An 18,859-nucleotide genomic window follows, 5' to 3' on the forward strand; every position below is an offset into this window, starting at 1 on the left:
GCCTCCGTACGGGTCAGATGAGGGCGGCTTCGGACAGGAAGGTCTTGACCTGGTCGATCTCGGGGCCGTCGAGCGGCACCTGCGGCAGCGCGGTCGTCGGGGAGGCGATGACGCCGCGCAGGAACAGCGCTGCCTTGAACGCCCCCAGCGCTGAGGAGCTGCGGCCCATGTGCGGGCCGCCGACGTGCACCAGCCCGAAGAGACGGAACAGCCGCTCCTGCTCCTCGCGCGCGGCGGTCCAGTCGCCCCGCCTCGCGGCCTCGTACAGGCGGACGTAGGCGTGCGGGTCGACGTTGCCCAGGCCGGGGACGACGCCGTCGGCGCCCATCCACAGCGCGGAGTCGACGGTCAGCTCCGAGCCGGTGAACACGGCGAACGACTCCAGGCCGCGGTCGCGGCGGCCCAGGATGACCTCACGCAGCCCGGCCTCGTCGCCGCTGGAGTCCTTGAGCCCGGCGAGCACGCCCTCGGCGGCAAGCTCCAGTAGCACGTTCGCGGTGAGCTTGCTGTGAACGGACACCGGAAGGTCGTAGGCGTACACCGGGACGTCCGCCACGGCGGCGATCGTCCGGAAGTGCGTGGCGATCTCCACCGGGTGGGTGCGCGCGTAGAAGGGCGCGGTCGCCACCAGGGCGTCGGCGCCGGCCTCGACGGCCACGCGCGCGTGGTCGGCCACGCGGGGCGCGGTCATGTCGATCACGCCCGCCAGCACCGGCACCTGCCCCGCGACGTGGCCGATCACGGTGTCCAGCACGGTCCGGCGGTGCCCGTCGGGCAGGAACGCCGCCTCCGACGACGAGCCGAGGACGAACAGCCCGTGCACGCCGCCGTCGAGGAGGTGGTCCACCAGCCGGGTCAGCGATGCGGTGTCCACCTCGCGCTCCGGGGTCAGCGGGGTGCAGACGGGCGGAATGACGCCGGACAACGGTGCGGCGTTGATCATGGACGCTCCTGTGCTTGGGTGATGAGTTCGCGGTCGGTCGCGCCGGCGAGGACCGGGTGATGGCAGCGGAAGAAGCCGCCGGCGTTCTCCGCCGGCGCGGGCATCTCGGCGGCGCAGGTCTCGTCGGCCTTCCAGCACCGCGTACGGAAGGGGCAGCCGGAGGGCGGCCGGGTCGCCGATGGCACCGGGCCGGTCAGCGGAATCGGGTCGATCGGGGACAGCAGTCCGGGCGTGGCGGAGAACAGGGCGCGCGTGTACGGGTGCCGGGCCGCGCCCGGCATCGCCCCGGCGGGCGCCTGCTCGACGATCCGCCCGAGGTACATCGTCACGACGCGGTCGCTCATCCGCCGTACGGTCTGGATGTCGTGGGAGACGAAGACCATGGCGAGGCCCAACCTCTCCTTCAGGTCCTGCAGCAGGTTGAGGATCTGCGCGCGGACCGAGACGTCGAGCGCGCTGGTGGGCTCGTCGGCGACCAGCAGCCGTGGCTGCAGCGCGAGCGCGCGGGCGATCGCTACCCGCTGCCGCTGTCCGCCGGACAGCTGGGCCGGCAGCCGGTCCGCGGCGCTCGCGGGCAGGCCGACCAGGTCGATGAGCTCGCGGACGCGTTCCTCACGCTCGTCCGGGGTGCCGGCGCGCTGCACGTCGAGCGGGTCGCGCAGGATCCGGCGGACCGTCAGGCGGCGGTTCAGGGCCGTGGACGGGTCCTGGAAGACCAGGCCGATGTTCGACCCGATGGCCTCGCGGCGGGCGGCGCCGGACAGGGACCAGACGTCGCGTCCGTCGAAGGCGACGGTGCCGGCGGTCGGCCGCTGCAGGCCGACCAGCACCCGGGCGAGGGTCGACTTCCCGCACCCGGACTCGCCGACGACGCCGATCGTCTCGCCGGGGTGGACGGTCAGGTCCGCGCCGGTCAGCGCGTACACGCGGTCGCGGCCGAACAGGCCGCCGGAGCGCGCCTTGTGAACGACGTGGACGTCGGTCAGTTCGACGATCGACGCGGAAGTCATGACCCCTCCGGCGGGTCGGCAGGCGCGGCGGCCGCGCCGGCGGCGGACAGGGAGGCGGAGACGTCGGCCGCCGGGTGGTGACAGGCCACCACGTGCAGGCGGCCCCGTCCCTCCAGGCGTGGAGTCTCCACGTGGCAGACCTCGGTGGCGGCGGGACACCGGTCGGCGAACCGGCAGCCGGCCGGGAAGTCCGCCGGCGAGGGCACGACGCCCGGGATCTGGGTGAGGCGCTCCGCGCCGGACTCCAGCGACAGCACCGAGCCCAGCAGGCCGCGCGCGTAGTGGTGGGCGGGGTTGCCGACGACGGCCGGTGTCGCGCCCTTCTCGACGATCTGCCCGCCGTACATCACGACCACCCGGTCGGTGACGTCGGCGACCAGCGCGAGGTCGTGGGAGACGAGGATGAGTGCGAAGTCCAGCTCCTCGCGCAGCCGCAGCAGCAGCTCGATCACCTGGGCCTGGACGGTCACGTCCAGCGCCGTCGTGGGCTCGTCCGCGATGATCAGTTTCGGGTCGCGGGACAGCGCCATCGCGATGAGCACCCGCTGGCGCTGCCCGCCGGACAGCTCGTGCGGATACGACGACAGCGTGCGCGCGGGGTCCAGGCCGACGAGTTCCAGCAACTCCTCCGGCGTGCGCCGGCCGCCGCGCCGGACGACCTGTTTGAGCTGGGTCCGTACGGTCATCGCCGGGTTCAGCGACGACAGCGCGTCCTGGTAGATCATCGCCATGTCGTGACCGAGCAGCCGCCGCCGGTCCCGTGCGGACATCGACAGCAGGTCGCGGCCGTCGAAGACGATCTCGCCGCGCACCCGCGCGCCGCGCGGCTGCAGGCCCATGATCGTCAGTGCGGTCAGGGACTTGCCGCAGCCGGACTCGCCGACCAGGCCGAGCACCTCCCCCGGCCGTACGTCGAAGGAGATGCCGTCCACGATGTCGACGCCGTCGTGGCGGCCTTCGAAGCCGATCCTCAGATCCTTCACCCGGATGATGGGCTCGCCGTCCGGCAGCGGCCGGGCGCGTTCGGCCAGGCGCCGGCCGGCCTCCGCGAGGCCCTTCAGCTCGATCACCGGGCCGGGCGCGGCCCGCCGCGTGGTGCCGGTCCGCGTCGTCTCCGCCTGGCGCGCGGCCGGCGCGGCCCAGGCGTCGGAGACGCCCTCGGCGAGGACGTTCAGGGCGAGCACCGTGATCAGGATGAGCAGGCCGGGAAAGACGGTCGCCCACCATCCGCCGGTGAGCACCATGTTCCGGCCGTCGGCGATGACGCTTCCCCACGAGGGGTCCGGCGGGCGCACGCCCGCGCCGACGAACGACAGGGACGCCTCGAACACGATCGCGTCGGCCACCATCACCGTGCAGAACACCAGGACCGGCGCGGCGCAGTTGATGGCCACGTGCCGGAGCAGGATGTGCGGGGCACGGGCGCCGATGACCCGCTCGGCCGCGACGTAGTCCTCGCCGTACTGGGCCAGGACGTTCGCCCGGACGACGCGGGCCACCGACGGCATGTAGAGGAAGGCGATGGCCAGGACCAGGACGGGGATGCTCCCGCCGAAGACGGCCACCAGCACGGCGGCGAGCGCGATGCCGGGGAAGGCCATGATGACGTCGAGCGTGCGCATGATCGCCTCGTCGACGGACCTCCGCGAGGTCGCGGCGACGGCGCCGATGACGGCCCCGCAGACGAGGGCGATCGCGGTCGCGCCGAGCCCGATCACCAGCGACCAGCGCGCGCCGTACAGAAGGCGCGAGAAGATGTCGCGGTTGGCGCTGTCCAGGCCCATCCAGTGGGACGCGCTCGGGCCGCCGCCGGCGGCCTCCTGGACGTACGGCGAGTGCGGCGCGAGCACCGGGGCGAGCAGCGCGGCGAGGATGATGACGACCACGACGCCCAGGGAGACCCAGGACGCCGGGCCGAGGCGCCGGAAGCCGATGCCCGCACGCGACAGTCGCGTCGCCAGTCCACTGCGCATCAGGCGGCGCTCCTCAGTCGGGGGTTGACCAGCATGTACAGGACGTCGATCAGGAGGTTGACGACCACGAAGCCGACCGCGATGGTGATCACGACGCCCTGCACGACCGCCGGGTCGCCGTTGCGCACCGCGGTGATCATGAGCTGGCCCATGCCGGGCAGCGCGAAGATCGTCTCAATGACGACCGCGCCGCCGAGCAGGTAGCCGACCCGCAGGCCGAGCACGGTCAGCGGGTTGATCAGCGCGTTGCGCAGCACGTTGCGACCGACCACGACGACCGGCGGCAGGCCGCTGCCGATGGCGGTCCGCACATAGTCCTTGTCGAGCTCCTCGACCATCGACGTGCGGATGATCCGGGTGAGGTAGGCAGCGATGGGCAGCGACAGGGCGAGCGCCGGCAGCGTCAGCGACCGCAGCCAGCCGCTGACCGAGTCGGCCGGGTTGATGTACCCGCCGGTCGGGAACCAGCCGCGGTCGACCGCCAGGTACTGGATCATCAGCAGCGCCAGCCAGAAGGCCGGTGAGGCCACCCCGATCAGCGACACGAGCCGGATGACCTGATCCGGCCAGCGGTCCCGGAAGATCGCCGCGATGACGCCGAACAGCACCGACAGCACGATCGCGATGACGACGCCGAACAGGGTCAGCTGGAGGGTCAGCGGCAGGGCGGTGGCGATGGAGCTGCGCACCGGCGCCTTGGTGAGCGCGCTCGTCCCCATGTCGCCGTGCAGCAGCCGGCCGACGAACCGCACGTACCGCACGGGCAGGGGGTCGAGCAGGCCGTTCTCCACCTGAAACTGGTGGATCTGCTCCGCGGTCGGGTTGGCGCCCTGGAAGTAGGCGTACTCCGGCTTGTTGTCGGAGAACCGCATGACGATGAAGACGAACAGGACCACGCCCAGCAACAGGGGGATCAGGATGAGGACGCGGCGCACCAGCATTCTGGCGATCGCTGCCACGGGTGCCTCCTGAGGATTCGGATCGGGGGACGGAGGCGGGCGGTCAGACGCGCTTGGCCTGCAGCAGGTTGACGCCGGGGTACGCCTGCGCCCGGACGCCGGTGAGCTTCTTGGGGTTCCACGCGGTCATCAGCTCGGTGTGCAGGACCGGGTAGAGCACGGCCTGCTCGGCGATGACGTCGAGGTACTGGTGCAGCAGCTCGAGCTTCTTGGTCTTGTCCGGCTCCCGGGTCGCCCGGTCCATCAGCGCGAACAGGGACTTGGCGTCTGAGCTCTTGTCCCACTTGGTGTACTTCATCCAGGTGCCGCCGGACGTGTAGTTGTAGCGGAGGATCAGGTCGGCGTCGAGACCGAACTGGTTGGGGTTCGAGGCGGCCGCGACGACCTGGTAGTTCTGCGACTGGTCCATCTTGGTGAACAGCGCGCTGGTGTCCTGCGGCTCGAGCGAGGTCTTGACCCCGATGGCGTTCCAGGAGTTGGCGATGGTCGGCAGGCAGTCGGCGATCCAGCTGACGTTGACCGCCATCAGGTTGATCGACAGGTTCTTCACGCCGGCGGCGGCGAGCAGCGACTTGGCCTTGTCCGGGTTGTAGTCGTAGACCGTCTTGGCCGGGGCGTACGCCGGGTTCTCCTTGTTGAGGAAGCTGCTGGCCGGCGTGCCGTGGCCCTTGAGCGCCACGTCGATCATCTTCTTGGTGTCGATGGCGTAGAGCAGCGCCTGGCGCACCCGCACGTCGTCGAACGGCTTCTGGGCGGTGTTGAACATCAGGAACATGTGGTTCATGCCCTTGCCGCCCTCGACGGTCAGCCCCTGCTTGCGGAGCTGGTCGATGTTGGCGTACGGCACGTTGTCGGCGATCTGCGCCTCCGCGCCGCCTCCGGAGATCTTCGCGACCCGGGCCGAGGCGTCCACGATCGACAGCCAGTTCATCTTCTTGATCGCCGGCTTGCGGGGGCCGTTGTAGTCGGCGAACGCCTCGAAGGTGGTGTTGGACTTCGGGTGGTGCGCGGTCATCTTGTACGGGCCGGAGCCGACGGCCTTGCCGTTCTTGGCGGCGTCCCAGCCGCCCGGCTGGCCGAAGACGTGCTTGGGCATGATCTTGGCGATCGTCAGCCGCTGCAGCGCGTCCGGGAAGGAGAACGTGAAGACGAGCTCGACCGAGGTCTCATCGACCTTGCGGACCTCCTTCAGCCAGGTGGTGAAGAAGGAGGACACCAGGGTGGAGCCGTCCTGCACGCGGTCGAAGGTGAACAGCACGTCGTCGACGGTGACCGGCTGCCCGTCGTGCCACTTGGCACCGGGTCGCAGCGTGAACTTCCAGGTGGTCGCCGAGGGGTCCGCCGGGAGGGCCGTGGCCAGTGCCGGGTACGGCGCGCGGGTGATCGGGTCGGTGTCGACCAGGCCCTCGTAGATGTGGTTGTTGCCGGCCATGGCGAACGCCGAGGCGCTCATGGTCGGGTCCCAGCTCTGGTCGTTGCCGTAGCCGATGACCACGGTGACGAGGTCCTTGTCGCCGCCGGAGCCGGCCGAGCCGGTCGAGGCGGGGCCCCCGCACGCGGAGATCGTGGTGGAGAGGGCGGCCGCAGCGCTCATTATCCCGCTGTAGCGCAGGAAGTCGCGGCGGTTGAAGGCGGATCGAGGAGCGCTCACGGTGTCTCCCGGTGGGGGCTGTCAGGCAGGCACGAGATTCGAGAGAGGACGTGGGACGTCCCATGTCCATCTGATAGCGTCGGAGACTAGAAGTCGGTTACGTTTGGCGTCAAGAGCAGATGACCAGGAGATGTCCGTGACGTTGCGCGACGATCGCCCCCTCGCCGAGCCCGGTAGGCCGGCCCCCGCCCGAGGCCGTCGGCTGAGCCGGGCGCTCGAAGTGCAGGAAGCGGTCAAAGAACTGATCGTCCGGCGCGGGCTGACCGCCGGTGATCCGATGCCGACAGAGACCGAGCTTATGCGGGAACTGGACATCGGGCGCAACTCGGTACGAGAGGCGCTAAAGGCCCTCCAAGCGGTCGGCATCGTCGACATCCGTCACGGCTTCGGCATGTTCGTCGGCCAGATGTCGCTGAACGGCCTGGTCGACGAGCTGGCCTTTCACAGCCGGATCACGCCGCAGGACGAGCAGAGCCACCTCGCCCACCTGATCGAGATTCGCGAGCTCCTGGAGAACGGCCTGGCCGCGCGCCTGATCGACCGGCACGGCGGCGCGGACCTCGCCGACCTGCTCTCCCCCGCCCGTGAGGCGCTCGAGCAGATGGAGGCCGAGGCGCTCGTCGGCGCCGTCTCACCGGAGACCGACCGGCTCTTCCACGACGCGCTCCACCGGCCGTTGGGCAACCCGCTGGTCGGCCGGCTCCTCGGCGCGTTCTGGCAGGTCTTCCACCAGCTCAGGGACGAGCTCGGCACCCCGGACGAGACTCCGGAGTACGTCGCCCGCAAGCATCGCGACATCTACGCCGCGGTGATCGCGGAGGACCGGGACGCCGTCGAGGCGGCGATGGTCGCCCACTTCGCGGGCATCCGCACCCGCCTCGCCCGCCTGCGCGACGACTGACCGGAGACCGCCACGCACCCGGCCGGGTCGAGCGCCACCGATCAGAACGGCGACCGGGGCCGAGCATGCGTCAGAGTTCGACGGTCGTCTCGGCCGGGACCTTGACCGTGGGATCCACCGACGTCGGACGGGGCCTGGGCAGGAGCAGGCACAGCGGAACGGCTGCCGCGGTGAAGCCGATCGCCCACCAGAATGCGTTCCTAAAGCCGCCGGAGACATCGGTGAGGCTGTGACTGCTCGCCGCGGTGTGCTGAAGGACGACCGCGAGGACCGCGGTGCCCATGGAGCCACCGACCTGCTGCGTGACACGAGTGATTGTCGTGCTCCCGACCTCTCCTAGAGGTCGATGACGACCTTCCCATGCACGTGCCGCCCCGCCTGAAGCTCGACCGCAGCGCGGATCTGCTCGACCGGAAAGCTCGCCGCGATCGGCACCCAGAGCCGACCCGCCGCGACCAGGCCGGCGATCTCCTCGATGGCGCCCGGGGCCGCGTTGGCGCCGTTCGCGGGCGTGATCCCGTCGATCTGGGCGGCGATCGTGGTGATGCGCTTGTCAGGCACGCCGAGTTCGCGTGCCGCCTGCGCCGTGTCCGTCCCGTGCAGGTCCATGGCCGCGGTGACGCCGGCGGGAGCCAGCGCACGGACCCGGTCGACCAGACCATCGCCATAGGCGACCGGCTCGGCCCCCAGGGCTCGCAGGGCATCGGCCGAGGTCGGCGACCCCGTCCCGATCACTCGCGCGCCCGCGAGAAGCGCGAGCTGGACGGCGAACACGCCCACCCCGCCTCCCGCGCCGCCGATGAGCACCGTGTCGCCCGGGCCCGGGTCGACCACGGCCAGAGCCGCGGCCGCCGTGCAGCCCGCGATGGTGAGGGTCGCGGCGGTGCGGTCGTCGACGCCGTCAGGGGTACGGTGTGCGTCGCCGCCCACCGCGATGGCCCCCGCCTCGTCCACGACGACATAGTCGGCGACCGCGCGGGACATGGCGCCGCCGAACACCCGGTCACCGACCGCGAACTCGCTCACGCCGTCACCGACCTCGTCCACCACCCCGGCGTAGTCGGTGCCGAACCCGCACGGCAGGCTCAGGCCGAATCGCGCGGCGGTCTCCGCGTCGGAGGTCATGAACCAGTCCATCGGGTTCAGGCCGGCCGCGGTGACCCGCACGCGGAGCTGCCCCGGGCCAGCGTGCGGCACGGGTACCTCGCGGACCCTGAGGGCCTCCGGTCCGCCGAACGACTCGAACTGGACCGCCCGGCTCGTGGTCGCCGACGTGCTGAGGCTCGGTTCCTTCATGTTCACCTGTCTCCTGGAGCGGCTCGTGAAGCACGGTAAACGGACTATGCTCCGTTTACGTGGCCCAACCTAGCATAAGTGGAGCGTGATCCGTTTTGACCGCCCCAGAGATCCGTAGACCCCGGGCGGACGCGACCCGCAACCGCGAACAGCTGCTGGCCGTGGCGACCCGGTTGTTCGCTTCGGCCGAGGCCGAGCCGTCGATGCGCGCGATCGCCAACGAAGCCGGGGTCGGCATCGCCACTCTCTACCGGCACTTCCCCACCCGCGAGGCGCTGGTCGACGCCGTCTACCGCGACCAGGTCTCGCGGCTCACCACCGGTGCCCGTGAGCTACTCGCCCAACTCGACCCGCCCGCGGCGCTACGACGCTGGATGGACCTGTTCGGGAAGTGGATCGCGACCAAGAACGGGATGCTCGACACGATGCTCGCGATGGTCGAATCAGGCGAGATCGCCCATGCCCACACCCGAACCGAGCTGCTCGGAGCCATCGACGACATCCTCGAAGCCGGCCGGACCAGCGCGACACTCCGCGCCGACGTCCCCGCCGAAGACATCGCCGCCGCCCTCATCGGCATCTTCACCGTGGCCGGCTCGCCCGAGCACGCAGCGATGGCGGCTCGCCTGCTGGACCTCCTGATGGACGGACTCCGGCCCTCCGCGTGCGGCCCACCCAACATAGGCGCGCCCTGGTCGCGGTGATCTGACCCCGCCCACGCCCTTCGCTCGCCACGCGGCCTGATGTGACAGTCCCACGCGGACCTTCGATCGGCCCTCTGACCAGCGCGACAGCAGGGCCCCGTCCGGACGAGGACGGGGCCCTGCTGTTCGTTCGTTCCGCCGTTCCGGGACGGAAGGCCTTCGGCGAGGCCGGGCCTTGCGCCCCCGAACCCAAGCGCCTAGCCGGGGGCCTTCACGGCTCAGCCGCAGCGAGCCGGTTTCGTCGGGTTGAGGAAGACCTGGCGGACGTAGTCGTTCACCGTGATGGTTTGGAAATAACAAAAATAGAAGATTCGGTTGTCGGTGCCGTACACGGCGCCAGACCATCCATTGGCGACGAGCTTCGTCGCCCACAAGTTCGGGACCGAGTATTGGTTTCCGGTGCTGCTGCAGTGATTCTGCCAGACGACCTGGCTGCCGTTGTAGAGCTTCGCGTAGGTCGCCCCGCATCCGAAAGGCGTGATGGAGGCGGAGGCGGGACTCGGCGTGGCGGCGAAGGTCATCGCGGTCATGAGGGTGGCACCAACCGCACTACCGAGAGCGATTCGGCGCCTTTTTCCGGAAGAGCGGTCCACCGACTCCGAACGCTGGGCGTGACTTCTCACTTCGATCTCCTTCGCATCCGTCACTCGACCCCCTCAGTCGGCGATCTTCGGGGGTGGTTCGCCACCAATCTCCTGGTGGTCCTCTCGACCGTAAGAAGCCAGCACAGGTCGGTAGTATGGGGAAGAATGCGTATTGACTCGACGGGGAGAACTAGATGCGGCGACAACTCACCGCGTTAGAACTGAGCTACCAGCTCAGTGACCTGCCGGATCGCGCGACCTACCTAGCCGCGGCTTGCGCGAGCCTGCACGAGGCGATCGGGTGCGACAGGGTCGGCTGGACGGACATCGATCTCACAGCCCGGTCGGCGGAGATCTGGACCGACCCTCCCGCAGATGAGCTGGAGAAGGAGGTGTTCGCCCAGGTCATGCCGGAATGCCCCACCGTCCGGCACTACCGCCGGCATCCGACCTCATTCGAGCCCTACCGGGTCAGCGACCTGGTGTCCGAGCGGGAATGGCGGTCCAACCTCGCCTACTGCGAGCACTACCGGCCGCTGGGACTTCATCACCAACTAGCGGTGAGCCTCCCGCCGCGTACCACCACCCGCGGAACCGGGTGGTACCTCAACCGGTCCAATATCGACTTCACTGAGGACCATGTGGCGCTTGCCCGCTCCCTGGTGCCCGTGCTCGCCGTGCTCAACAGGGTTTACTCGGCACCGATCATCGACCGTGAGCAAGCGCGCGAGCAGGCCGGACTGACCCCCCGGGAACTGGACGTACTAACGCTGCTCGCGCAGGGACTGACCGCGCGGCAGATCGCCACTCTGCGCAGGATCGGCGTGCGCACGGTCAGCAAACACCTCGAACACCTTTACCGCAAGCTCGGCTGCAACGACCGTCTCCAGGCGGTCAACAAAGCCCGGCAGCTCAGCCTCATAAGGGATAACCCCAACGCCGGGTACTCAAGGGCGTCTCAGTAGTCCTGCCGAGGGGATCGCCTAATTGGCCGCATGTACCGGATAACGCGCCCGAGTCGCGCTCTTGATCGTTACGGTGCCCCTTGTTGCGGACCTTGTGGCTCACCGGGCCGCCGCCTGTTCCGCCGCAGGCGCGTTCCACTTCCCATGGCGCTCCACGAACGGCCCCGGAACGACATCAGGGCCCCGTCTCACCGAAGTGATCCAGGGCCCTGACCTGCGGCTGAACTAGCCGCACTGTGTCGGGACGGCGGGATTTGAACCCACGATCTTCTGACCCCCAGTCAGACGCCTTACCAAGCTAGGCCACGTCCCGGTGCCCGCCGCGAGCGAGCGGAACAACTCTAGCGCAGACGGCGACCTCTTCGCGCATCGTGGGAAGCGGCGGGCGATCTCGCCGGTGGCCGCGCCGGGGTCTCCGGTGGTCAGTGCAGCTGGTCGGAGAGGCGCACGAAGCGGTGTCCCGAGGCCAGGAGGTGCGGTACGGCGGCGATGATCCCCTGGGCCGTGCCGTGTTCCGGGTGGTTCATGTGGCAGATGACGATGGAGCCGGCGCGGGCCGCGGTGACGGTGCGGCGGACCTCTTCGGGGCTGAAGGTCGCACCGCCGTCCCCGTTGACGGTGAAGCCCACGACGCGTTCCCCCAGGTCGGTGACGATACGGACCGCGACGTCGTCGCAGTAGGCCGTTCCCGGCCGGAAGAAGCGCGGCGGGGCGCCCAGGGACCGCGTGAGCTTGGCGTGGTTCCCGGCGACCTCGTCGTACACCTCGCCGGCGTTGCGCGTACCGGCGATGCCGTAGGCGGAGCGCCCGGTGACCGAGAGCGGGCGGTGGCGGGTGCCGTGGTTGGCGATCTCGAACAGCGGCTCGCGGGCCAGCTCGCGGAAGACCGCCCGGTTGGCGTCGATCCAGCGCGAGTTCAGGAAGAGCGTCGCCGGCACCTCCCGCTTGCGGAGGAAGTCGATGAGGCGCCGGTCGTAGCCGGCGCCGCCCGGCCCGCCGCAGGCGTCGAAGGTCAGCGCGAGCACGCGGTCGGTGGTGGGCAGCGCGCGGATGATCCCAGGCGTCTCCAGGCTCCAGACGTGCGGCTTGCGGTGGCCGTACCGGGCCACGATCTCCGCGCGGGTCACCGCGGGCGGCGTCGCCGTGGTGGTGCGCGGCAGCGGGTGCGGCGTGCCGTCCCCGGACGCGCGGCGGGGCGTGCCGGGGCTCGCGGGGCCACCGGCCGGTGAACGTGTGCATCCGGCGAGCGCGGCGGCGACCGCGCCTGCCAGGACGGCACGGCGACTGACGGACATCGGCTCCTCGTCAGGTCGTGAGAAAGGGAGATCAGGATCACCGTTCAGTGGTAAAAGGATGGCAAAGCGGATGCTCCGCGTTCCGTAACCGTTCATCGGCCCACGTCAGGGTGCGTCGCGTAGCCGATCACCGAGGTCGGCGGGACGCGAGGGACTGACATGGGCCACGGTCACCACCACCATCACGATCACCACGATGGCGAGCCGGGCGAGCTTCCGCCGCTGCTGGACACCTCGATCCCGGACAAGGAGCTCTCGCCGTCGGAGGTCTCCCGGCGCAAGCTCCTGCGCGGCGCGGGCGTCCTGGGCGCCGGCGCGGCCGCCACGACCGTCCTGGGCTCCTCGGCCGCCGCCGCGGCCACGCCCGCGAGCGCGACCCAGGTCGCGTCGTCGTCGCACCAGCCGCGCGGCGGCTACCTCTGGCTCGCCGGCGACCACCACATCCACACCCGGTACAGCTCCGACGGCATGTACCGGGTGATCGACCACGTCCGGCACGCGAACGCCTTCGGGCTGGACTGGATGGTCATCACCGACCACGGCAGCGTCCAGCACGCGAAGATCGGGGTGGAGAAGGTCAACCCCGACATCGTCGCGGCCCGGTCGCAGATCAAGGACACCCTGGTCTTCCAGGGGCTGGAGTGGAACATCCCGGCCGCCGAGCACGGCACGGTGTTCGTCCACCCGGGCAAGAACGAGGTCGCCGTGCTCAAGGAGTTCGAGAACTCCTTCGACGGCGTCGTCAAGAACGCGACCGCCGGCACGTCCGCCAACGAGGCGCTCGCGATCGCAGGGGTGAACTTCCTGGCCGACGCCGTACGCCGCCGCAAGATCGGGGACGCGCTGTTCCTGGCCAACCACCCGGCCCGCAAGGGCATCGACTCGCCGCACGAGATCCGCGGCTGGCGGGACGCGCAGCCGCAGATCGCCGTGGGCATGGAGGGCGCCCCCGGTCACCAGGCCGGCGGCATCCCCAAGCCGAACGGGCCCGGCTCGGCGCGCGGCCTGTACGACAACAGCCCGAGCGCGGACTCCTTCGCCGGCTACCCGCTGGAGAGCTACCGGACCTACGGCGGCTTCGACTGGATGACCGCGACCGTCGGCGGGCTGTGGGACAGCCTGCTCGCCGAGGGCAAGCCGTGGTGGATCACGGCGAACTCCGACTCCCACACCGTCTACGCCGACACGGCCACGCGCGGGCCGAACAGCGACTTCAACACGAACGGCCACTACGAGGACCCGGTGTACGGCGGCGGCCTCAACCTCGGCCAGACCGACTTCTGGCCGGGCTTCTACAGCCGCACGCACGTGGGCGCCACGTCCTTCTCGTACGCGGCGGTCATGCAGGCGCTGCGGGAGGGCCGTGTCTGGGTCGACCACGGCGGGCTGATCAGTGGCCTGGACGTACGGGTCCGTGTCGCGGGGAGCGGGCAGCGAGGCGTCCCGCTCGGCGGTGTGCTGCACATCCGGAACGGCAGCCGGGTCGAGCTGACGGTGACCGTCGACCTGGCCGGGCACCCGAACTGGGCGCAGTTCACGCCGACCCTCGCGCGGGTCGACGTCATCCAGGGCGACGTGACCGGCCCGGCGTCGGACAGGGACGCCTTCGTCGCGCCGAACACGAAGGTCGTCAAGTCCTACGAGGTCGGCAAGAACTCGGGCTCGGTGACGTTCACGTACGCGCTGGGCGCCGTGGACAAGCCGGTCTACCTGCGGCTGCGCGGCACCGACGGGAACCGGAGCGCGGTCGGCCTGCGCGGCGCCGCGGTCGACCCGCACGGCCCGGCGATCGACGCGCTCGGCGACGCCGACCCGTGGAAGGACCTGTGGTTCTACACGAACCCGATGTGGGTGCTCCCCCGGCGATGACCGCTCCGTTCATCGTGGGCGCCAGCGACGGCTCGCCCACCCTCGCGGCGGCCGAACACCTCCTTCATCGTCTGTTCGAGGAGTTCGGCCGCCCGGCCGGCGCCATCGGCTGCACCCATCTGGTCCGGCTGGGGCGGCCGCACGTCGCGGTCTCCCTCACCGTGTCGGCCGTCCCCGAAGAGGTCCTGGCCGGGCTCGGAGCCGCGTGCGAGGAGCGCCGCTGGGGTCCGGCGGACCTGGCCGAGGCCGCCGCGCAGGCCGCCCGTGAGCACGCCGGGCGTTCCGCCGGGCGCGCGGTGTTCTTCCCCGGCGCCGAACGCGTCACCGGGTCGCTCAACGTCGGAGAGGTGCTGGCCGCGTCGGCCATCGACGAGGTCGTCGTGCTCGGCGGCGGCCCGCCCGGCCCGGCGGACCGGTTCGACGCGCGCGGGCACGTACGGCCCGAGTGGCGGTCCGGTCGCCTGACCCTGGCCGCCATGCCCGGCGGCGGGGACGTGCTGGTCCCCTTCGAGGTCGCCGACCCCACCCCGTGCTGCGCCGACCACGCCTGACGATGGCGGGTCGTCACAGGTCGATCCAGGCCCCGGTGGCGGCGGAGCGGGCCATGGCCTCCAGGGCCTCGGCGCCGCGTACGGCGTCCTCCGGGGTCGGCCCGTGCGGCACGCCCTCCTCGACGCCTCGGAGGAAGGCGGCGGCCTCTATGACCTTGGTGTCGTCGTAGCCCATCACGATGCCGGGTCCGGGCTGGAACCGCGCGTACTCGCCGTCCCCGGGGCCGGGGAACACGGTCTGCGCGGGCTGGTTCAGGTAGTCCCCGCCCGCGGAGACCGTCAGCTCCCCGGCGCGCCGGAAGTCCCAGGCGACCAGTCCCTCGCTCCCCTGCACGGCGAATCCGTAGGCGTTCTGCGACCCGACCTCGGTGCGCCCCGCCTCGAAGGTGACGCGGACCCCGCCGCGCGTCCGCAGCAGGGCGCAGACGTAGTCCTCGTTCTCGACCGCGCCCGTCGGCCCGTCCGGCGTGTCCACCACCGCGTAGTGGCTGCCGCCGGGCGCCGTGAGGGGCCGGCGGAGCACGAAGACGGCCGTGTCGGCGACGACCCGTTCGAGGTCGCCGAGGAGGAAGCGTACGAGGTCGACCCCGTGCGAGCCCAGGTCCCCGAGCACCCCGGAGCCGCCCTGCGCCCGCAGGAACCGCCAGCTGAGCGCGCCGGCGGGATGCGCGGCGTAGTCGGTGAGGAAGTGGACGCGGGCGTGGGTCGGCGTGCCGATGGCGCCGTCGGCGATCAGGCGCCGGGCGCGGGCGACGGCGGGGAGGTTGCGGTAGTTGAACCCCACGGTCGCCTGGACGCCCGCCCCGGCCACGGCCTCGGCCACCGCCCGGGCGTCGTCGGCGGTCAGGCCCACCGGCTTCTCGATCCACAGGTGCCTGCCCGCCCGGGCCGCGGCCACCGCGACGTCCCGGTGCAGGGTGTTCGGCACGGTGATGCTGACCGCCTCGACCTCGGGGTCCGCGAGCAGGGCCGCCCAGTCGGCGTACACGCGGTCCGGGGCGTAACGGGCGGCGAAGTCCTCCGCCTGCGCCGGGACGGAGTCCGCCACCGCCACCAGGCGCGTCCGGATCCGCAGCTCCGGATAGTGGTGGGGCAGCCGGGCGTACGCGCGGGCGTGGACGTGCCCCATCCACCCGGCGCCGATGACCCCGACGCCGAGCACGCGTTCCTCCAACGTTCCTCCCCCGCGTTCAGGAGCCCTGCTCGGGCGGGGCGGCCCCGCCCGGCGGCCCGGTGACGTCCTGTCCGAGCTCCTCCGCGACGCGGCCGAGGCCGGCGTCGGCGGCGGCCGTCCCTTCGAGCTCGTGGCTGAGCTGTTCGAGCTCCTCGCCGCCGGCCATCAGGGTCGTGAGCCGCTCGCGGGTGATCTCGCCCTTGGCGTAGGTGCCGAGCGGGCGCCCCCGGTTGAGCAGCAGGAACCGGTCGCCGACCGGGTACGCGTGGTGCGGGTTGTGGGTGATGAACACGACGCCGAGGCCCCGTTCCCTGGCCCGCATGATGTAGCGCAGCACGACGCCGGCCTGCTTGACGCCGAGCGCGGCGGTGGGCTCGTCGAGGATGAGCACCTTCGCGCCGAAGTAGACGGCGCGGGCGATGGCGACGCACTGGCGTTCGCCGCCGGACAGGGTGCCGATCGGCTGGTCGACGTCGCGCAGGTCGATGCCCATGTTGCGCAGTTCGGTGCGCGTCGTGTCCCGCATGAACCGGATGTCGAGCCGGCTGAGCGGCCCGGCGCCCTTGCGGACCTCCGAGCCGAGGAAGAAGTTGCGCCAGACCGGCATGAGCGGGACGACGGCGAGGTCCTGGTACACCGTCGCGATGCCGCGTTCGAGGGCCTCGCGCGGGGACCCGAAGCGTACGGGCTCGCCCTCGACCTCGTACGTGCCGGCGTCGGCCTGGTGCATCCCAGAGATGATCTTGATGAGGGTGGACTTGCCCGCGCCGTTGTCGCCGAGCACGCAGGTCACCTCGCCCGCCCCCACCTCCAGCGACACGCCGGTCAGCGCGACGATGGTCCCGTACCGCTTCTCACAGCCGGTGAGGCGTACGAGCGGCGCCCGCGTGGTCACTTCGCTCATCGGGCGGCCTCCGTTCGCCGGCGGACCCAGAGGTTGAGGAGGGTGGCGAGGAGCAGCATCGCGCCGAGGAAGAACTTGAACCAGTCGGCGTTCCAGCCCGCGTACACGATGCCCTGGGTGGTCATCCCGAAGATGAACGCCCCGGTCGCGGCGCCGATGGCCGAGCCGTACCCGCCGGTGAGCAGGCAGCCGCCGATGACCGCCGCGATGATGTACAGGAACTCGTTGCCGACGCCCTCGCCGGACTGGACGGTGGTGAAGGAGAACAGCAGGTTCATGCCGGTGAACCAGGCGAGGAACCCGACGGTCATGAACAGGCCGATCTTCACGCGCCGGACCGGCACGCCGACCGCCCGCGCGCTCGCCTGCGCTCCCCCGACCGCGAAGATCCAGTTGCCGACGCGCGTCCGCAGCAGCACCCACGTGGCGACCGCGGTGAACAGCAGCCACCACACCACGCTGATCCGCAGGGACAGGCCGCCGAGGTCCCACTCGGCGGCGAAGACCTTCCGTGCCGTTCCGAAGCCGTCCATGTCGGCGATGTCGGGGCTGGCGACGTTGCCGGTGATCACCTTGGTGATGGCCAGGTTCAGGCCCTGCAGCATGAGGAACGTCGCCAGCGTCACGAGGAAGCTCGGGATCCCGGTCCGCATGACGAGGTAGCCGTTCAGTGCCCCCACGCCCAGGGCCAGCAGCAGGCCGACCGCGATCCCGACCCACAGGTTCAGCGTGAGCTGGAAGCTCAGCATCGACGCGACCAGCGCCGAGCTCGTCACGGCCACGCCCGCCGACAGGTCGAACTCACCGCCGATCATCAGCAGCGCCACCGCCACCGCCGGGATGCCGATGGTCGAGCTGGCGTACAGGATCGTCGCCAGGGCGTCGAGCCCGCGGAACGGCGGGGCGACGGCGAAGAAGAACACGTAGATGACGACCGCGCCGGCCAGCGAGCCGGCCTCGGGCCGCGCCAGCAGCCTGGCGAGCGCGGACCGCCGGGCGAACCGCTCGTCCGCCGCGGCGGGCGCGGCGCCCGCGTCCACCGCCTGGCTCATCGAGACCTCCGGGGCCATCGCTAGCGGGTGCCGCGCGAGGCGTACTTCGCGACCGCGGCCACGTTCGTCTTGTCGACGAAGTACGGGCCGGTCGGCGTCGCCCTGCCGCCGCCGAGGACGTTGCCGTTGGTCTTGTACAGCCACAGCGAGTCGACCGCGAGGTAGCCCTGCAGGTACGGCTGCTGGTCGACGGCCCACTCCACCGTGCCGTCCTGGACCGCCTTGACCATGGCCGGGTTCATGTCGAACGCCGCGACCTTGGCCGGGCTGCCCGCGTCCTTGACCGACTGCAGCGCGGTCAGCGCGAACGGCGCCCCGAGCGCGACGACCCGGTCGATGCTCTTGTCCTGCTTGAGCTTGGCCGCGATGGTGGACCGCACGGACGGCATGTTCGTCCCCTGGACGTACACCTTGTCGGTCTTTCCGGAGAACGTCTTGGCCAGGCCGCCGCAGCGCGCCTCCAGCGAGACCGAGCCCTGTTCGTGCAGGACGCACAGCACGTGCTTGGCCCCTTCGGCGCTCAGCCGCTTGCCGGCGCTCTCCCCCGCGAGGCTCTCGTCGGAGCCGAAGAACTCCAGCGCGCCGACCTTCTGCCAGTCGTCCACACCGGCGTTCAGGACGACGACCGGGATCCCGCCGCCGGAGGCCTTCTTGACGGTGCCCGCCATCGCGTCCGGGTGCGAGAGGGTGACCGCGATGCCGTCGACCTTGCTGTCGATGGCGTTCTGCACGAGGGTGGCCTGCTTGTCGCCGTCCGGGTCGTTGGAGTAGACGAGCTGCACGTTGTCCTTGGCGGCGGCGGCCTCGGCCCCCTTGCGGACGATGTCCCAGAACGTGTCGCCGGGCGCCTGGTGCGTGACCATGGCGATCTTCATCCGGGGGGTGTTCGCCTTGCCGGCGCCCGTGTCGGCGGCCGACTCCTGGGCCTTCTTGCCGCCGTGACTGCTGCACGCGGTCACGGCGAGGGCCAGGGCGGCCAGGAGGATGCCGGCACGCCTACCTGTTCGAAGCATCGTGTCTTTCCGTCC

18 protein-coding genes and 1 tRNA gene are annotated in these 18,859 nt (G+C 71.0%); 5 read left to right on the top strand and 14 right to left on the bottom strand.

The features are described 5' to 3' along the window. Nucleotides 1–13: 13 nt before the first annotated feature. From NE234_RS28480 to NE234_RS28500, 5 genes are read right to left on the bottom strand one after another with little or no spacing between them, the layout of a single operon-like run. Nucleotides 14–943: a dihydrodipicolinate synthase family protein gene (locus NE234_RS28480; RefSeq protein WP_252783754.1), complete on the bottom strand. Its 930-nt coding sequence runs from the start codon at nucleotides 941–943 to the stop codon at nucleotides 14–16. Continuing rightward, the gene (locus tag NE234_RS28485; RefSeq protein ID WP_252783755.1) at nucleotides 940–1,953 is read right to left on the bottom strand and encodes an oligopeptide/dipeptide ABC transporter ATP-binding protein; all 1,014 of its coding nucleotides are present in this window, start codon (nucleotides 1,951–1,953) and stop codon (nucleotides 940–942) included. Before NE234_RS28485 ends, NE234_RS28480 begins: the two co-directional genes overlap by 4 nt. Continuing rightward, entirely contained in the window at nucleotides 1,950–3,926 is a 1,977-nt protein-coding gene (locus NE234_RS28490; protein ID WP_252783756.1) for a dipeptide/oligopeptide/nickel ABC transporter permease/ATP-binding protein, read from the bottom strand. The genes NE234_RS28485 and NE234_RS28490 overlap by 4 nt, the downstream gene beginning before the upstream one ends. Further along, entirely contained in the window at nucleotides 3,926–4,885 is a 960-nt protein-coding gene (locus tag NE234_RS28495; protein ID WP_252783757.1) for an ABC transporter permease, read from the bottom strand. Before NE234_RS28495 ends, NE234_RS28490 begins: the two co-directional genes overlap by 1 nt. A gap of 43 nt (nucleotides 4,886–4,928) precedes the next feature. Further along, nucleotides 4,929–6,536 (bottom strand): ABC transporter substrate-binding protein, encoded by a 1,608-nt coding sequence (locus NE234_RS28500; protein ID WP_252783758.1) that lies wholly within the window; start codon nucleotides 6,534–6,536, stop codon nucleotides 4,929–4,931. Nucleotides 6,537–6,672: 136 nt separating this feature from the next. Here NE234_RS28500 and NE234_RS28505 point away from each other — a divergent pair, with 136 nt between their 5' ends. Continuing rightward, the gene (locus tag NE234_RS28505; protein ID WP_252783759.1) at nucleotides 6,673–7,437 is read left to right on the top strand and encodes a FadR/GntR family transcriptional regulator; all 765 of its coding nucleotides are present in this window, start codon (nucleotides 6,673–6,675) and stop codon (nucleotides 7,435–7,437) included. A gap of 70 nt (nucleotides 7,438–7,507) precedes the next feature. Here the strand turns inward: NE234_RS28505 and NE234_RS28510 are convergent, their stop codons facing one another. Together NE234_RS28510 and NE234_RS28515 are read right to left on the bottom strand one after the other, a co-directional pair. Next, nucleotides 7,508–7,720, bottom strand: a complete 213-nt coding sequence (locus tag NE234_RS28510) for a hypothetical protein (RefSeq protein ID WP_252783760.1) — start codon at nucleotides 7,718–7,720, stop codon at nucleotides 7,508–7,510. Nucleotides 7,721–7,773: 53 nt separating this feature from the next. Further along, the gene (locus NE234_RS28515; RefSeq protein ID WP_252783761.1) at nucleotides 7,774–8,733 is read right to left on the bottom strand and encodes an NADP-dependent oxidoreductase; all 960 of its coding nucleotides are present in this window, start codon (nucleotides 8,731–8,733) and stop codon (nucleotides 7,774–7,776) included. Nucleotides 8,734–8,828: 95 nt separating this feature from the next. On the opposite strand from NE234_RS28515, the gene NE234_RS28520 reads away from it, so the two are divergent. Further along, on the top strand, nucleotides 8,829–9,437 hold the full coding sequence (locus NE234_RS28520) for a TetR/AcrR family transcriptional regulator (protein WP_252783762.1): 609 nt from the start codon (nucleotides 8,829–8,831) through the stop codon (nucleotides 9,435–9,437). 218 nt (nucleotides 9,438–9,655) lie between these two features. On the opposite strand, the gene NE234_RS28525 is transcribed toward NE234_RS28520, so the two are convergent. Continuing rightward, on the bottom strand, nucleotides 9,656–10,084 hold the full coding sequence (locus tag NE234_RS28525; protein ID WP_252783763.1) for a hypothetical protein: 429 nt from the start codon (nucleotides 10,082–10,084) through the stop codon (nucleotides 9,656–9,658). Between the two features lie 131 nt (nucleotides 10,085–10,215). Between NE234_RS28525 and NE234_RS28530 the strand changes: the two genes are divergently transcribed. Continuing rightward, complete coding sequence (locus NE234_RS28530) at nucleotides 10,216–10,986, top strand: response regulator transcription factor (RefSeq protein ID WP_252783764.1); 771 nt, start codon at nucleotides 10,216–10,218, stop codon at nucleotides 10,984–10,986. Nucleotides 10,987–11,225: 239 nt separating this feature from the next. On the opposite strand, the gene NE234_RS28535 is transcribed toward NE234_RS28530, so the two are convergent. Beyond that, nucleotides 11,226–11,299: transfer RNA gene (locus NE234_RS28535), tRNA-Pro, on the bottom strand. A gap of 109 nt (nucleotides 11,300–11,408) precedes the next feature. After that, complete coding sequence (locus NE234_RS28540) at nucleotides 11,409–12,281, bottom strand: polysaccharide deacetylase family protein (RefSeq protein WP_252783765.1); 873 nt, start codon at nucleotides 12,279–12,281, stop codon at nucleotides 11,409–11,411. Nucleotides 12,282–12,440: 159 nt separating this feature from the next. On the opposite strand from NE234_RS28540, the gene NE234_RS28545 reads away from it, so the two are divergent. Together NE234_RS28545 and NE234_RS28550 are read left to right on the top strand one after the other, a co-directional pair. Then, nucleotides 12,441–14,150: a PHP domain-containing protein gene (locus NE234_RS28545; protein ID WP_252783766.1), complete on the top strand. Its 1,710-nt coding sequence runs from the start codon at nucleotides 12,441–12,443 to the stop codon at nucleotides 14,148–14,150. Next, the gene (locus NE234_RS28550; protein WP_252783767.1) at nucleotides 14,147–14,701 is read left to right on the top strand and encodes a hypothetical protein; all 555 of its coding nucleotides are present in this window, start codon (nucleotides 14,147–14,149) and stop codon (nucleotides 14,699–14,701) included. Before NE234_RS28545 ends, NE234_RS28550 begins: the two co-directional genes overlap by 4 nt. 13 nt (nucleotides 14,702–14,714) lie before the next feature. Here NE234_RS28550 and NE234_RS28555 read toward each other — a convergent pair whose 3' ends face one another. From NE234_RS28555 to NE234_RS28570, 4 genes are read right to left on the bottom strand one after another with little or no spacing between them, the layout of a single operon-like run. Continuing rightward, nucleotides 14,715–15,875, bottom strand: a complete 1,161-nt coding sequence (locus NE234_RS28555; RefSeq protein ID WP_252783768.1) for a Gfo/Idh/MocA family protein — start codon at nucleotides 15,873–15,875, stop codon at nucleotides 14,715–14,717. Nucleotides 15,876–15,891: 16 nt separating this feature from the next. Continuing rightward, nucleotides 15,892–16,779: an ATP-binding cassette domain-containing protein gene (locus NE234_RS28560; RefSeq protein ID WP_252783769.1), complete on the bottom strand. Its 888-nt coding sequence runs from the start codon at nucleotides 16,777–16,779 to the stop codon at nucleotides 15,892–15,894. Beyond that, nucleotides 16,776–17,831: an ABC transporter permease gene (locus NE234_RS28565; RefSeq protein WP_252783770.1), complete on the bottom strand. Its 1,056-nt coding sequence runs from the start codon at nucleotides 17,829–17,831 to the stop codon at nucleotides 16,776–16,778. The genes NE234_RS28560 and NE234_RS28565 overlap by 4 nt, the downstream gene beginning before the upstream one ends. 20 nt (nucleotides 17,832–17,851) lie before the next feature. Further along, nucleotides 17,852–18,844 (bottom strand): sugar ABC transporter substrate-binding protein, encoded by a 993-nt coding sequence (locus NE234_RS28570; protein WP_252783771.1) that lies wholly within the window; start codon nucleotides 18,842–18,844, stop codon nucleotides 17,852–17,854. Nucleotides 18,845–18,859 lie beyond the last annotated feature (15 nt).

The sequence above is a fragment of the Actinoallomurus rhizosphaericola genome (genome assembly GCF_024055675.1).
GTDB lineage: Bacteria > Actinomycetota > Actinomycetes > Streptosporangiales > Streptosporangiaceae > Actinoallomurus > Actinoallomurus soli.